Here is a 14,919-nt window from a genome sequence, read left to right on the forward strand (position 1 = left end):
CGCACGGGTCACGCGATGCTGACCCTCGTCATCCGCCGCCTGCTGGCCGGGGTGGTCGTGTTGTGGGGCGCCGCCACGCTGATCTTCCTGATCGTACGCGTGGCCCCCGGCGACCCGGCCACGGTGCTGCTGGGCCCGGACGCCGAGCCGGCCCAGATGGCGGCCCTGCGTACCAGGCTCGGGCTGGACCGGCCGATCCTGCTGCAGTACGGGGACTACCTCGGCAGGACCCTGCACCTCGACTTCGGCGATTCCTACCGCCTGGCGACCTCGGCGATGGACGCGGTGGTGTCCCGGCTGCCCGCCACGGTCGACCTGACCCTCACCTCGGCGGTGATCTCCGTCCTCGCCGGGCTGCTGCTGGGCTCGGCCGCGGGCATCCGGGCCGGCTCCGGCCAGGACCGGATCGTCACGACGCTGACCATCGTGCTGCAATCGTTCCCGACGTTCTGGATCGGCATCATGCTGATCCTCGTCTTCGCCCTGGGGCTGCGGCTGCTGCCGACGTCGGGGGCGCAGAGCCTCAGCAGCCTCGTGCTGCCCGCGGTGACGTTGTCGTTCCCCTTCACGGCGATCGTGGCCAGGGTGGCGCGCAGCGGCATCGCGGAGGCGATGGCGGAGCCGTACGTGCAGACGGCCCTGTCGAAGGGGCTCACGCCGCGCGAGGTCCTGACCGGGCACGTGCTGCGCAACGCGCTCATCCCGGTGACCACGGTGGTCGGGCTGCAGATCGGCGCGCTGCTCGGCGGCGCGGTCGTGGTGGAGAACGTCTTCGCCTGGCCGGGCCTGGGCACGCTCGTCGTCGAGTCGGTGGGCAACCGCGACTACGCGGTCGTGCAGGCGGCGACGCTCACCATCGCCGCGATCATCGTGCTGCTCAACCTCCTCGCGGACCTGCTGTACGCGCAGCTGGACCCGCGGATCAGGGCGGCGTCATGACGGTCGTGCCCGCCTTCCTCTCCGGTCTCGTCGCGGCCCGGCGCGCGCGGCGGCGAAGCGGGCTCGTCCCGGCGGTCGTCATCGGCCTGTACCTGCTCGTGGCCGTGGCCGGTCCGTTGCTCATCTCCTACGACCCCGTGCGGACGCCGCTGGAGGACCGGCTGCTGTCCCCCGGGGCGGTCACCTCCTCCGGCGGCACGGCCCCGCTCGGCACGGACGCGCTCGGCCGCGACGTGTTCGCCCAGGTCGTCTACGGCGCCCGCACCTCGGTCCTGATCGGCCTGACCACGGTCACGGTGTGCCTGCTGGTCGGCGTGGCGATCGGCTGCGTCGCGGGCTACTACCGGGGCTGGGTGGACTCGGTGCTGACCCGGCTGGTCGACATCCTGCAGGCCTTTCCCGGGATCCTGCTGGCCATCGTCATCGCGGGGGTGTTCACGCCGAGCCTGTGGGTGATCATCCTGGCGTTGTCGGTCACCGGCTGGATCTCCTTCGCGCGGGTGGCCAGGAGCGTCGTGCTGAGCGTGCGCGAGCGGTACTGGGTCGACGCGGCCAGGCTCCTCGGCGTGCGTCCCCGGCGCCTGCTCGGGCGGCACATCATGCCCTTCACGGTGGGCCCGCTGGTGGCGATGGCCACCCTCGAGTTCGCCCTCGTCGTCCTGGCCGAGGCCGGCCTGAGCTTCCTGGGGATCGGGCTGCCCGCGTCCTCGGTGTCGTGGGGCCAGACCGTCGCGAACGGCAAGGAGTATCTCAACTCGGCGTGGTGGATCTCCGCGGCGCCTGGCCTGGCCCTGTCCGTGCTGGTCATCAGCGTGGGCCTGCTCGGCGACACCCTGACCGCCCGGTACGGCCGCGCCCGATCCCGGTAGTGCACGAAACCCCCGGATTCCTGGAGCAAGCTCATGTCCATCACCCCATGCCTGCGAGCCGCCGGGCTCCTCACGATCGCTCTGGCCCTGTCCGCCTGCTCGATCGGCAGCGGCGGCGGAGCCGGGCGGAACGCCGCCGGTCAGGCGATCGTCGCCAGCGGCACGTTCGTCATCGACAACATCGACCCCGGCTCGGCGCAGGGCGGCTCGGCCGGCAAGGAGCTGGCCGGCCAGCAGATCTACGGCCGGCTGGCCAAGCCGGACGCCTCCGGCAAGCTCGTGCCCGACCTCGCCGAGGCGTGGAAGCCGAGCGCCGACGCCAGGAGCTGGGACTTCACCCTGCGCGGCGGGCTGAAGTTCTCCGACGGCAGTCCACTGACCGCCGAGGACGTCGTCGCCTCGTTCGACCGGCTGATCCAGATCAACGGCCCGTACGCCGCCAACTACAAGGGCGTCACCGCCAAGGCGGGCTCGGACACCACGGTCACCTTCACCTCGCCGGCCCCGGATCCCGCCCTGCCGGGCAAGCTGACGACGCTGTTCGTGCTGCCGTCGGGGGTTCCGGCGGACGCCGCGTCGTACTTCGCCAAGCCGGTCGCCTCGGGGCCGTTCATGGTGGAGTCGTTCAAGCCGAGCGCCGAGCTCAAGATGGTGCCCAACCCCAACTACTGGGGCGGCGCGCCCACGGTGAAGTCCCTGACGATCCGCAGCATCCCCGACGTGGCCGCCAAGCTCGCCGCGCTGCGGACCGGCGAGGTGGACGTGGTCTGGGGCGTGCCCGACGACCAGATCCCGGCACTGCGCTCCGACGCCTCGCTCAAGGTGGAGGCGGTGCCCAGCAACGGCAACTTCACCATGTGGTTCAACTCCGGCACCCCGGCGCTGAAGGAGGCGAAGGTCCGCAGGGCTCTGTGGCAGGCGGTCGACTTCGGCACGATCATCAAGCAGCTCTACCCGGTGACCGGCCAGCCGGCCGACTCGCCGCTGGCGCCGACGGTCTTCGGGTACGCGCCGCAGACGCCCATCGCCTACGACCCCGGCGCCGCCAAGAAGGCGCTCGAAGAGGCGGGCTACCCCTTCGACAAGCCCCTGCGCCTGCAGTTCGGGCAGGCCCAGTTCAAGCCGTTCCTGCAGGCGGTGGTCTCCTCCTGGGCGAAGATCGGGGTCAGGGCCGACCTGCTGCAGAAGGAGCAGGCGGTCTTCATCGAGGACCTGCTGGCGATGAAGTGGGACGTCAACTTCCAGCTCCTCGGCACCGCCGGCTACGACGCCGCCACCAACCTCGGCCGCCTGTACCCGTGCGCCGCCAAGCGCACCGGTTACTGCAACCCCGACCTGGACGAGCTGCTGGCCAAGGCGGGCTCCGCGACCGACCAGGACGAGCGGAAGGGGCTGTACGCCCAGGCATCCAGGATCATCTGGGATGACGCGGTCGGCATGTTCCCGATGACGTCGAAGGTCTCCTACGTGTGGAACGAGAACGTGTCCGGCTTCACCCTCGACGCCCTGGGCTACCCGGACTTCTCCAAGGCCACCGGGTCGGGAAACTGATGAACGACCTGCTCAGGATCACCGGCCTGTCGGTGGACCTTCCGGGCCAGGGCGGCCCGGTGCGGGTCATCGACGAGGTGTCGTTCGACGTCCCGGCGGGCGTCACCGTCGGCCTGATCGGCGAGACCGGCAGCGGCAAGACGATGATCGCGATGTCCGTCATCGGCCTCCTGCCCGAGGGGGCGGCTGTCGGCGGGTCGATCTCGTTCGCCGGCACGGACCTGGTCACCTGCGGTCCGGAACGGCTGCGTGCCCTGCGCGGCCACGAGATCTCCATGATCTTCCAGGACCCGATGGCGTCGCTGAACCCCACCCAGCGCATCGGCCGCCAGGTCGGCGAGGTGCTGCGGCGCTCCGGGGTACCGCGGGCCGAGGTGCGTGACAGGGTCGTCGAGATGCTCGACCGGGTCGGCGTCCCCGATCCGGCTCGCCGCGCCCGCGACTACCCGCACGAGTTCTCCGGCGGGCTGCGGCAGCGCGCCATGATCGCCATGGCGATGATCGCGCACCCGTCCCTCGTCCTCGCCGACGAGCCGACGACCGCGCTCGACGTGACCGTGCAGGCCCGCGTCCTCGGGCTGCTGCGCAAGCTGCAGGTCGAGGAGGGCGCGGCGATGCTGCTGGTCAGCCACGACCTGCGGGTGATGTCGCACGTCGCGCAGGACCTCGTCGTCCTGTACGCCGGCCGCGTCGCCGAGCGCGGCAGCGCCGCCTCCGTGCTCGGCCGCCCCGCGCACCCCTACACCAGGGCGCTGGTCCGCAGCGTGCCCGCGGTCCGCACCAGGACCGCGATCGCCGACCCGCTGCCCGGCACGGCCGCCGTGCCCGCCCGGCGGCCGTCCGGCTGCGCCTTCCATCCGCGCTGCCCCCTCGCGACCGGCCGCTGCCGCTCCGAGATCCCCCGGCCGCGCGAGGTCGCCCCCGGGCGGTGGAGCGCCTGCCACGAGGCCGAGAAGGTGCTGTCATGACGGTATTGGCCGTGGAGGGCCTGCGCGTCACGTTTCCCGTACGGGGCTCCCTGCTGCGCAGGGCCCGGTTCACCGCCGTGGATGACGCGGCCTTCACCGTCGGCGAGAACGAGATCGTCGCCGTGGTCGGCGAGTCGGGGTCGGGCAAGACCACGCTCGCCCGGTGCGTGGTCGGCCTGCGGCGTCCCGACGCGGGGGCGATGACGTTCGAGGGCGCCCCGCTGCCCGCCCGCCGCCCGCCCGAGCTGAAGCGGGCGATCCAGATGGTGTTCCAGGACCCGCGGTCGTCGCTCAACCCCCGCATGAAGGTCGGCGCGATCATCGAGGAGGCCTGGCTCACGCACCCGTCGGTCGCGCCGCCGGGGCCGCGCGCGGACACCGTCGAGGCCGCGCTCGCGGGCGTCGGCCTGGACGGCGAGGCCGCCGACCGCTACCCGGCCCAGCTGTCGGGCGGCCAGTGCCAGCGGGTCAGCCTGGCCCGCGCGCTGGCGCTGTCACCGCGGCTGCTCGTCTGCGACGAGGCCGTGTCCGCGCTGGACGTGTCGGTGCAGTCGCAGGTGCTGCGGCTGCTGGTCGAGCTGCGCGAGACGCGGCGGTTGTCGATGCTGTTCATCAGCCATGACCTCGGCGTCGTCCACCAGATCGCCGACCGCGTGGTGGTCATGCGGGCCGGCCGGATCGTCGAGCAGGGCCCCGCCGGCACGGTGTTCGCGGACCCACGGCACGAGTACACCCGGGCGCTGCTCGACGCGGCCCTGGAACTGAACGACATAGGGATGACATGACGCACTACGCCACCGTCCAGTCCTCGCTCGCCCGGGGCTGGAACACCTGGGACACGCGCAGCGTGCTCACGCAGGTCCGCCTCCCCGACGCGCTGAGTCTGTCGCTCGGACTGAAGGAGTACTACCGGGGCACGTCCCTGCGCACCGCGCAGATCGGCCGCCGCGCCGACGGCGCCGAGACCGTCACCCTGGGCCGCCACGCCTACGACGGCAGCTACACCGAGACGACCGTGAGCTGGGCGGGCATCACGATCCGCGTCCAGACCGCGCACGCGGGCGACGACCTGGTCGTGCTGGTGACCCCCACCGCCAATCAGCCCAAGAGCGCGCTGCTGACCGTGGCCGCCGGCTACCTGTGGAACCGGCCGGGCACCGTCAGCCGCGAGGGCGGGCGGCTGACCGCCGAGGGTCCCGGCGGGATCGTCACCGTCCACGGCACGGCCACGCACGTGGACGACCCCTACGCCGACATCGACGGCCCGTACCTGGCGATGGAGCTGACCGGCGCGCTCGGGATCAGCACCGGCCGCGCCCGCGACCTGCCGGAGATCGCGCGGATCGTCGCGCGGGCCTCCGCCGCTCTCGGCGAGGCCGGCGCGGACCCGCTGGCCCAGCACCGCGAGATCGTCAGGGACGCCATCTCCTGGAACACCATCTTCGAGCCGGCCAGATCCAGGGTGATCACCACCGTCAGCCGGCTCTGGAACGTCGGCAAGCGCGGCGGCTACGCGCTGTTCTGCTGGGACGCGTTCTTCAACGCGCTGCTGGCGGCCGTGTCGAGCAGGGAGCTGGCCTACGTCAACACGATCGAGATGCTCAGGGCGCTCACGCCCGAGGGTTTCGTCCCGAACGTCGAGCAGGGCACGGGCCGCAAGACCTACGACGGGTCGCAGCCGCCGGTGGGCTCGCTGGTGGTCCTGGAGCTCTACCGCCGCTTCGGCGACAGGTGGTTCCTGGAGGAGACCTTCGCTCCGCTGCTGGCCTGGAACCGCTGGTGGTGGCGAGTACGCCGGGACGGCGACCTGCTGTGCGCGGGCTCCACGTACTTCGACCCCGAGTTCCCCTCGCCGCAGGACATCCCCCGCATTCACCAGCACTTCGGCGCGACGTGCGAGACGGGCTGGGACGGGCACCCGGTCTTCGACGACGTGCCCTTCGACACCTCCAAGAGCCTGCTCGCCGCCCACGACGTGGGCCTGAACAGCCTCTACGCGGCCGACTGCGAGGCGCTGGCGGCCATCGCCGACGTCCTCGGCGAGCGGGAGGCCGCATCGGAGCTGCGCGAGCGGCACGCGACCGTGACCGCGGCCATGGAGTCGCTGTGGGACGAGCCGAGCGGCATCTACCGCAGCAGGCGCACCGACACCGGCCTGCACACCGAGCGGCTGTCCACGATGAGCTTCTACCCGCTCCTGGCCGGTGTCGGCCTGGGCGAGCGGGCCGCCCGGATGGTGTCCGAGCATCTGCTGACCGAGGACGGGTTCGGCGGCGAGTGGATCCTGCCGTCCTCCCCGCGCCATGAGCCGGTCGACCTCAGCGACGGCAGCTACTGGTCGGGCCGGGCCTGGCCGCCGGTGAACTTCCTGGTCTACCTGGGACTGCTGCGGGCCGGGGAGCGCGGCGCGGCCGGATGGCTGGCCGAAGGCAGCTCGCGGCTGGTGCTGAAGGAGTGGAACCAGCACCGCCACGTGCACGAGAACTACTCCAGCATCCACGGCGGCGCGTGCGACAAGCCGAACAGCGAGCCGTTCCAGACCTGGGGGGCCCTGCTCAGCCTCATCGTCCTCATGGAACGCGGCGAGATCGGCTTCTTCTCGAAGGGCGGCGCGGCATGAGGGAGGCTCGGGCCGACGTCCTGGTGGCCGGGGGCGGCATGGGCGGGGTCGCCGCGGCGCTGGCCGCGCTGCGGCGCGGCCGGACCGTGCTGCTCACCGAGGAGAGCGACTGGCTGGGCGGGCAGCTCACCAGCCAGGGCGTACCGCCGGACGAGCATCCGTGGATCGAGCAGTTCGGCGCGACCCGCTCCTACCGCCGGCTGCGCGACTCCATCCGCGAGCACTACCGCACCTGGTATCCCCTGACCAGGGAGTCCCTGGCCGCGCCCGACCTGAACCCCGGCCGCGGCACGGTCAGCAGGCTCTGCTGCGAGCCCCGGGTGGCGGCCTCGGTGCTGGCCGCCATGGTCGGCCCCTACCTCGCGGCGGGCCGGCTGACGATCCGCTACCGGCACCGGCCGGTGGCGGCGGACGTGGACGGCGACCGGGTCACCGGCGTGACCTTCGCGGGCCCGGACGGGGAGCGGTTCCACGTGCGGGCGCCGTACGTGCTGGACGCCACCGAGCTGGGCGACCTGCTGCCGCTGGCCGCGATCGAGCACGTCACCGGCTTCGAGTCCGGCAAGGAGACGGGCGAGCCCAGCGCCCCCGGCGAGGCGCAGCCGGCCAACATGCAGGCATTCTCCTGGGTGTTCGCCGTGGAGCACCGCGACGGGGAGGACCACACCGTCGACCGGCCGCACGACTACGCCTTCTGGCGCGACTACCGGCCGCCGTTCTGGCCCGACCGGCTGCTCAGCCTGGTCGCGCCCGACCCGCGCACGCTGGAGCCGAAACCGCGCAGGTTCGTGCCGAACGCCCCCGCGGGTCCGGTCGTCGCCGACCAGAGCCGCGACCCCGGCGACACGGACCTGTGGGTGTTCCGGCGGATCGTGTGCCGCGAGGTGTTCGAGCCCGGCTTCGCCGCCAGCGATGTCGTCATCGTCAACTGGCCGCAGATCGACTACCTGCCCGGCCCGCTGATCGGGGTGACCGACGAGGAGCGGGACGCGCACCTGGCGGGGGCGAGAGACCAGTCCCTCAGCATGCTGTACTGGCTGCAGACGGAGGCGCCCCGGCCCGACGGCGGCACCGGCTGGCCGGGACTGCGGCTGCGGCCCGACGTCATGGGCACCCCCGACGGCCTGGCCAAGGCCCCCTACATCCGCGAGTCGCGGCGCATCCGGGCCCGCCGCACGATCGTGGAGCACGACCTGTCGCTCGCGGTGCGCGGCGAGCACGGCGCGGTCGCCTGTCCCGACAGCGTGGGGATCGGCATGTACCGCATCGACCTGCACCCCTCGACCGGCGGCGACAACTACATCGACGTGGCCAGCTGTCCCTTCCAGATCCCCCTGGGAGCGTTGTTGCCCCAGCGGGTGCGCAACGTGCTGGCCGCCGGCAAGAACCTCGGCACCACGCACATCACCAACGGCTGCTACCGCCTGCACCCGGTCGAGTGGAACGTCGGCGAGGCGGCCGGCGCGCTGGCGGCGCACTGCCTTGAGCACGGGCTGGAGCCCGAGCAGGTGCACGAGGACCCCGTGGCACTCGAACGTTTCCAGAGCGAGCTGATCGCCGACGGCTTCGAGCTGGCCTGGCCCCGGGTGCGGGGGTACTGACCGTGGCAGGACTGCTCGACGGGCTCGTCGTCCCGCTGGTCACCCCCATGAGCGAGCCCGGCCTGCCGTCGGCGGACGCCGGGGAGCCGCTGCTCCGGGCCATGGCACGCGCCGGGGTGCGGCGGCTGATGCTGCTCGGCAGCAACGGCGAGGGCCCGCTGATCCCGGCGGAGCGGGCGGGCGCGTTCGTCGCCGGAGTGACCGGCCGCTGGCGTGATCTCGTGCCCGGCGGGTCGATCCTGGTGAACGTCACCGCCGCGGGCACCGACGAGGCCCGGCGGCGGGCCGAGGACGCCGCCGCGGCCGGGGCCGACGCGCTCGTGCTCAGCCCGCCGACGTACTTCCGGCACCGTGACGACGAGGTCGTCGCCCACTACGCGGCCATGGCCGGGCAGGGACTGCCCGTCGTGGCGTACAACGCGCCGCGCTACGCCACGCCGCTCACCCCGGCGGTCGTGGCGGCCCTGACCGGCCTGCCGCACGTGGTCGGCATCAAGGACTCGTCCGGCGATCCGGGCCTGCTGGCCCAGCTGATCGCGGCGGCCCGCCGCCGGCCCGGCTTCCAGGTGAGCCAGGGCGACGAGCGGCGCCTGGCCGACGCGCTGCGGGCCGGCGCCCACGGCATCACGCCCGGCACCGCCAACCTCGCGCCGCGCCTGGCCCTGGACCTGCTCGCCGCTCGCGACGACGGTGCCGAGCTCGACCGGCTGCAGGACCTCACCACCCGCCTCACCCGCATCCACGCGGTACGCCCCGGCGTGCCGTCCGTCAAAGCACTCCTGGCGACACGCGGGCTGTGCCCGCCGCACTCCGCCCCGCCCCTGGCTGCCTGCACGCCGGACGAGATCGAGGAGCTCGCCCGCGTCGTGGAACCGCTGGCCCCCCACCTCCTCACCGACCCCGGGAGCACCACATGATCGACCCCGTCATCGGCCGCAGGGCCTTCACGCTGGGAATCGTCGCCGGCGCCACCCTGGCCGGCACCGCCGCGCCGGCCGCCGCGACCGGACGCGCCGAGCCGTTCTTCGAGGAGACCACCCTGTGGGACTCCTCGACGGGAACGCTGGCCAACTACCACGTGCACGGGTTCACCGTGCTGCGGGACGACACGGTCCTCGCCTTCTGCGAAGGCCGCCACGAGGTCTGCGACGCGGGCCCGCGTGACCTGCTGCTGCGCCGCAGCACCGACCAGGGCAGGACGTGGAGCCCGACGCAGGTCGTGGTGCCGTCGGTCGACGGGCAGTCGTGGGGCAACCCCGCGCTCGTCCACGACCGCACCACGGGCGAGGTGTTCCTGTTCTACAACCTGTCGGCGCGCCTGCCGGAGAACACCTCCTGCTCCGGCGACACCGGCAGCCTGCACGTGATCTCCAGCACCGACGGCGGCCTCACCTGGGGCCGGCCGCGCGTGCTCGACGACCTGTTCGCCCGCTTCGGCTACGAGTGGGCGCTGCACTCCCCCGGCCCCGGCCACGGCATCCAGCTCGACAACGGGCGGCTGCTGATGAACGTCGCCCACCGGCGCGTCATCGTCGGCAACAGCGTGGCCGAGCGGATGTACGGGATCGCGTCCGTCTACAGCGACGACCACGGACGCACCTGGCAGGCCACCGGCGCGGTGCCGGTCTCCGCCGACTACCCCGTCAACGAGGCCCGGCTCGTGCAGCGCGCCGACGGGTCCGTGCTCGTCAACGGCCGGGCGGCCGCAGGCGGCAACCGGCAGCGGATCATCTCGGTCAGCCACGACCGCGGCCTCACCTGGTCGCCGCCGAAGCTGGACGGCTCGACCGGGCAGTTCAACGCGGTGGACGCGGGCCTGCTCGGCTACTCCAGGGACCGCGTCCTGTTCAGCCGCCCGGACGCGCCGGTGCGCGCCAACATGACCGTCTCGGTCAGCTACGACGACGGCCACTCCTTCCGCTACAACCGGGTCGTCAACCCCGGTCGCTCCTACTACTCCGACCTCGCCCGGCTGTCCGACGGCACCATCCTCCTCATCTACGGCTGCGACGGCGACATCGCCAGCTTCCCGCTCAAGGTGAACGTCTGCCGCTTCAACCTGGAATGGCTCACCCAGGGACGCGACAGCACGGCGAGCGGCCCGCGCATCAGCGAGCAGGCCGTCGACCTCGCCCGCCTGGCCGGCGTGCGGCCCTCGAACGGCTCTGTCGCGGTCGTCAAGGAAGCGACGGCCCGCGGCGGCGCCCGCGTGGTCTTCACCCCGGCCGCCGTGGGCGACCACCTGGAGTACCGGGTCGCCGTCCCCCGGCGCGCGGAGTACGACCTCCTCCTGCGCTACTACCGCTCCCCCGACGGCGGCCTGGTCGACGTGACCGTGGACGGCACGAACCCCCGCAACCACGTCATCGACACGACCTCGGAGCACGCGGAAGGCTACGACGTCCTGCTTCTCGGCACGATGCGGCTGGCCCCCGGCCGGCACACCGTGCGGTTCACCTTGGCCGGCGCGGGCCGCGGCGGCGGGCAGGCCGTCTCCCTGGACGAGCTGAGCCTCATCCAGGCCCCGGCCCGGGCCGACGTCAACGACGACATCACCGTCGACAACGGGGCGCTCGGCTACACGGTGGTCTCCGGCACCTGGGCCTTGGGCACCGGCGTGGCCGGTTTCTACGGCGGCAACTACGCCTCCCACGCGCCCGGCGACGGCACCGCCACGGTCCGCTGGCGCCCGGCCCTTCCGGCCGCCGCCCGCTACGAGGTGAAGGTCTCCTACACCGCCGCCTCGAACCGCTCCCGCACCGCCACGTACGTCGTCCACCACGCCGGAGGCAGCACCCCCGTCGCGGTGGACCAGACCGTCCGCGGCACGCCCGACGCCCGCGGCGGCGAGTGGGTGTCGCTGGGCACGTTCGACTTCGCGGCGGGCATCGGCGGCGCGGTCGAGCTCAGCGACACCGCGAGCGGCTACGTCGTCGCGGACGCCGTCCGCTTCTCGCGCCGGAGCTGACGCGATCCGCTTCCCCGCCCGGGCCGGGCGCAGGCCAGGTGATCAGGGATGGCATGACGTCACCGCAACAGCTCGACCGTGGCGGCATGGATCGTGTCCGCGGCCTCGGCGGCCCTGTCATCAGCCGACGGGTGCAGCCGCCCAACGATCAAGAACAGCCTCGCCATCCTGGCCCGGGTCATCGAGCAGGCGCTCCGGGACGGCCTCATCGTTCGCCGCCTGCACCGCTGCCCGTATCGGGGAGGTCTCCGGCGTACGGGCCGGCGACCTCGACCTCGGCACCTGGACCTGGACGGTGCGCCGGCAGACGACGCCCGGGCCGGGCGGCCTGATGGACCAGGGGACGAAGGGCAAACGCGCCCGGCAGGTGCCCCTGACAGTGATCGCCTGAACGAGCAACCCAACGAATACCGATCACTCGATCAACGACTCCTGCCGGTCTCAACTCCGGAGCACACCGGCGCGCGGCTGGACCCGCCCGAGATCGAGGTGCTGCCCGACCGCCAGCCGCAGCCAGGCGTGCCGGACCCGGGTGGCGCCCGGTGGATGTCGATGCCCGAGCTCCTCGGGCGACCAGATTTCATGCCAGACAGCGGGCACCAAAAGTAGCGGGACAAGTACGCTTTGAAGTTACCGTGGATATGGGCGCCCCTGCCACGTGCCGGGCGGACGGCGGAAGGGGCGTTCGGGTGGCCGATCTGAGAGATGTCATCGAAAGGTTGGTCCGTCGGCCCGCGTTCTGGCGCGCCGATCCGCCGCTCCCCATGGTGCTGGTGACCGGCGAGCATGCGCTCGCCGCGGTCAAGGCGCTTGCCGAACCGTTCGCGGACAGTCTTCCCTACGCCTTCGTCCAGGACGGCGAACACGAGTCCATCCAGGACCTGGTCGAGTCGCTGGCCGGTGAGCACGGCCAACTCGGCAAGCCGGTCGGCGGGTCGCTCCTGCCGCCGCCACGTTTTCCGGTCGCCCAGTTCGTGCTGTGGGCCAGAGAGCAGCGCAACCTGCCGCCGGAGAGCGGTGGTGTGTGGCCGCCCGAGCCGCGGTCGCACACCGGATACCGGGAGTTCAAGATCCGGCTGAGAAGCTGGCACAGGCGCACCAGCGGCAGCGGGCGCGGTGTGTGGACCACGGCCGATTTTCTCACGCGCGCGGCCACCACCTGGGTTCCAGTGGGCACCTTGGCGGTCTGGTGGGTGGGCGGTGCCTCTGATCTGGTGGGCGTGCTGCCCTGGCTGCTGGGCGCCCTAGTGGCGCTGGCCGGCACCGGGGCCCAAGGCGTGTTGTCGATCCGGGGTTCGCTGTTCATGCGCTGGCTGCGTACGACGTCCGCGTTGCGCCGGAAGCGGTTCGAGAGGCTCGCGCAGTATGCACTGCGCCTGGCGGATGCACCGGTAGCCGTGTTCGAGCGTGTGCTGGTGCAGGCGTTGATGCAGGACCTGCGGGACGCGTACAAGAAGTGGCTCATCCCGTGGCCGAGCTGGGGACGGGGGCGCTACGCGCTCCTGGCCCTCGAAGTGAACAACCCCTCCGGGACCAACGCGCGATTCCTGCAGCTGGTCGAGGAAGTTACCCAGCAGGCTCACCTGCTCGCCCCGGTCGTGGTGCTGGCGTCCGTGCTGGAGATTCCTCCTCGGCCGCAGGCGGTGCCGGAGCGGCTTGGCCGGCTGGACGAAGCGGTCGACGGCTGGCGGAGCACGGTCAGGAGGGCGGTTCCTGACCTGCGCCTGGTCGTCGAGGCGTCTGATCCTCCGTCGTACGGCCCGCAGTACCGCCCGCCTCCACCGCGCGGTATGCGGGCCTGGGCGTACTGGGCAGTGATCATGCTGCTGGTGGCCGCCCCGATCGCGGCGGTCTTCGGTGTCCAATGGGACATGGAGCTGCACTGCGGCGGCCTGCCGTGGGTCGAGCGGGTGGAAGGCGAGTGCGTCGGCATCGTGAACGCGACCGACGCCGAGCTCGACCCCTCGTTCACCGGTGGGGTGAGGACGCTGATGGAGGACATCGGCAGGAACAATGATTCCGCGACCAGTTTCGGACGGTACGTCAGCGTGGTCCTGATCGGCGAGTTCTCGTTCAAGGATCGGGGCGCCGACGATCCCCATGTCTCCATTGCACTGGCCGAGCTCATGGCGATCAAGGAAGTGCAGGCGGGGGTCGCCGCCACCCCCCGGTTGCGCGTGCTGTTGGCGAACGCCGGCGACAATTTCGAGCATGCGCAGAAGGCGGCCCGGCTCGTCACCGAATTGGCCGAACAGGACCCGCACGTGCTGGCCGTCGTGGGCATGCATGCCAGCGTGGTCGGTGTCAGCCAAGCCATCGACGTGCTGCACCGGGCGAAGATCCCGATGGTGACCAGTACCGCGACCGCCGACACGCTGGGCCACATCAACAACCCCGGCAAGCCCGGCGAGAGTGTCAGCCCGTCGCCCTACTACTTCACCGTGGCCCCGAAGAACCGCCGCGAGGCGGCGCTGGGCGCCCGTTACGCCCGCCTCAAGCTCCTGCACGACGCCGCCCACCCATCCTCGGTCATCATCGAGGACGGGTCGGCCTCCGACAATTACACCCGCAACCTCGCCAACGACTTCGATCGCGCGCTCCAGCAGCAGAACATCGAGGTCAAGGCGCGAATCCGCTACTCCAATCAGGCGGGCGGCCTGTCCACCGCCGCGCGGCAGGCATGCGACTTACACCCGGGCGTGATCATCTACGCGGGCCGGGCACTGGAGTTCCGCCCCTTCCTGCTCGCGCTCGAGAGCCATGCCTGCGGCAAGGTGAAAGTCATCGCCTCCGACGACGTCGTCAACATGGTCAGCGGTCACCACAACGACATCAACGACCTGCGACAGGTCGAGGTCTACTACGTGTCGCTGGCGAGCCGGCATTGGTGGTCGCCCGCCTCGGCCACCGGCTTCATCAGCAAGCTGCAGCGCAGCGCCGCCTACGACGGCCTCCCCGATGACAAGCTCATCCTCACCTACGACGCCGCCAACGTCGTCTACCAGGCAGCCAGCGCCGCCTACTGGATCGATGGCGTTGACGGAGAGCAAGAAGTGCTGCCCAACCGCGGTGACGTCCTGTACCAGCTTGCCCGCCCCTCGCGAGCACCCAAGCTGACCGGATCCGGTGGCGTGCTCAGGTTCTCGGCCGCGGAGCCTCATATCCCTCTGGACAAGGCGATCGCCATGATGAGGGTGCGGGATCGCGCGGCGCCCGAGGTGCTGTGCGGACGCCTCGACCAGGACCGGGCCGCGGATGAGCCGCTGTGCTCTTCCCTGCCTGACGCCGATGAACCCGACGGTGCGGCGCGTCAGAACGCCCACGTGCGACATCCGTCCAGCGGGACCGGGTCGCCGTGATCATGGGGTTCCGGTCTGCCTTCAGGGCGGTCTCGGGTTGCGTG

At 71.9% G+C, this 14,919-nt stretch carries 10 protein-coding genes; all 10 read left to right on the forward strand.

Annotated features, from left to right (window positions below; all coding sequences use genetic code 11):
* Positions 1-15: 15 nt before the first annotated feature.
* The 10 genes from AB0H75_RS08445 (at position 16) to AB0H75_RS08490 (ending at position 14,875) form a co-directional block, all read left to right on the forward strand.
* The gene (locus tag AB0H75_RS08445; protein WP_367792574.1) at positions 16-939 is read left to right on the forward strand and encodes an ABC transporter permease; all 924 of its coding nucleotides are present in this window, start codon (positions 16-18) and stop codon (positions 937-939) included.
* Positions 936-1,808 (forward strand): ABC transporter permease, encoded by an 873-nt coding sequence (locus tag AB0H75_RS08450; protein WP_367792577.1) that lies wholly within the window; start codon positions 936-938, stop codon positions 1,806-1,808. Before AB0H75_RS08445 ends, AB0H75_RS08450 begins: the two co-directional genes overlap by 4 nt.
* A 33-nt stretch (positions 1,809-1,841) precedes the next feature.
* Entirely contained in the window at positions 1,842-3,359 is a 1,518-nt protein-coding gene (locus AB0H75_RS08455) for an ABC transporter substrate-binding protein (protein ID WP_367792580.1), read from the forward strand.
* Positions 3,359-4,327 carry an ABC transporter ATP-binding protein gene (locus AB0H75_RS08460; protein ID WP_367792583.1) on the forward strand — a complete coding sequence of 323 codons (969 nt, stop codon included), beginning with the start codon at positions 3,359-3,361 and terminating at the stop codon, positions 4,325-4,327. Before AB0H75_RS08455 ends, AB0H75_RS08460 begins: the two co-directional genes overlap by 1 nt.
* Positions 4,324-5,112 carry an ATP-binding cassette domain-containing protein gene (locus AB0H75_RS08465; protein WP_367792586.1) on the forward strand — a complete coding sequence of 263 codons (789 nt, stop codon included), beginning with the start codon at positions 4,324-4,326 and terminating at the stop codon, positions 5,110-5,112. The genes AB0H75_RS08460 and AB0H75_RS08465 overlap by 4 nt, the downstream gene beginning before the upstream one ends.
* On the forward strand, positions 5,109-6,947 hold the full coding sequence (locus tag AB0H75_RS08470) for a trehalase family glycosidase (protein ID WP_367792589.1): 1,839 nt from the start codon (positions 5,109-5,111) through the stop codon (positions 6,945-6,947). Before AB0H75_RS08465 ends, AB0H75_RS08470 begins: the two co-directional genes overlap by 4 nt.
* A complete protein-coding gene (locus AB0H75_RS08475) occupies positions 6,944-8,548 on the forward strand; it encodes an FAD-dependent oxidoreductase (RefSeq protein WP_367792592.1) in 1,605 nt (534 codons plus the stop codon). Before AB0H75_RS08470 ends, AB0H75_RS08475 begins: the two co-directional genes overlap by 4 nt.
* A gap of 2 nt (positions 8,549-8,550) precedes the next feature.
* Positions 8,551-9,465, forward strand: coding sequence for a dihydrodipicolinate synthase family protein (locus tag AB0H75_RS08480; RefSeq protein ID WP_367792595.1), 915 nt, complete (start codon positions 8,551-8,553; stop codon positions 9,463-9,465).
* On the forward strand, positions 9,462-11,516 hold the full coding sequence (locus AB0H75_RS08485; protein ID WP_367792598.1) for an exo-alpha-sialidase: 2,055 nt from the start codon (positions 9,462-9,464) through the stop codon (positions 11,514-11,516). Before AB0H75_RS08480 ends, AB0H75_RS08485 begins: the two co-directional genes overlap by 4 nt.
* Positions 11,517-12,205: 689 nt before the next feature.
* Positions 12,206-14,875 carry an ABC transporter substrate-binding protein gene (locus AB0H75_RS08490; RefSeq protein ID WP_367792601.1) on the forward strand — a complete coding sequence of 890 codons (2,670 nt, stop codon included), beginning with the start codon at positions 12,206-12,208 and terminating at the stop codon, positions 14,873-14,875.
* The last annotated feature ends 44 nt before the right edge of the window (positions 14,876-14,919 follow it).

This window comes from Nonomuraea sp. NPDC050783 (genome assembly GCF_040802095.1).
In the GTDB taxonomy this organism is placed as follows: domain Bacteria; phylum Actinomycetota; class Actinomycetes; order Streptosporangiales; family Streptosporangiaceae; genus Nonomuraea.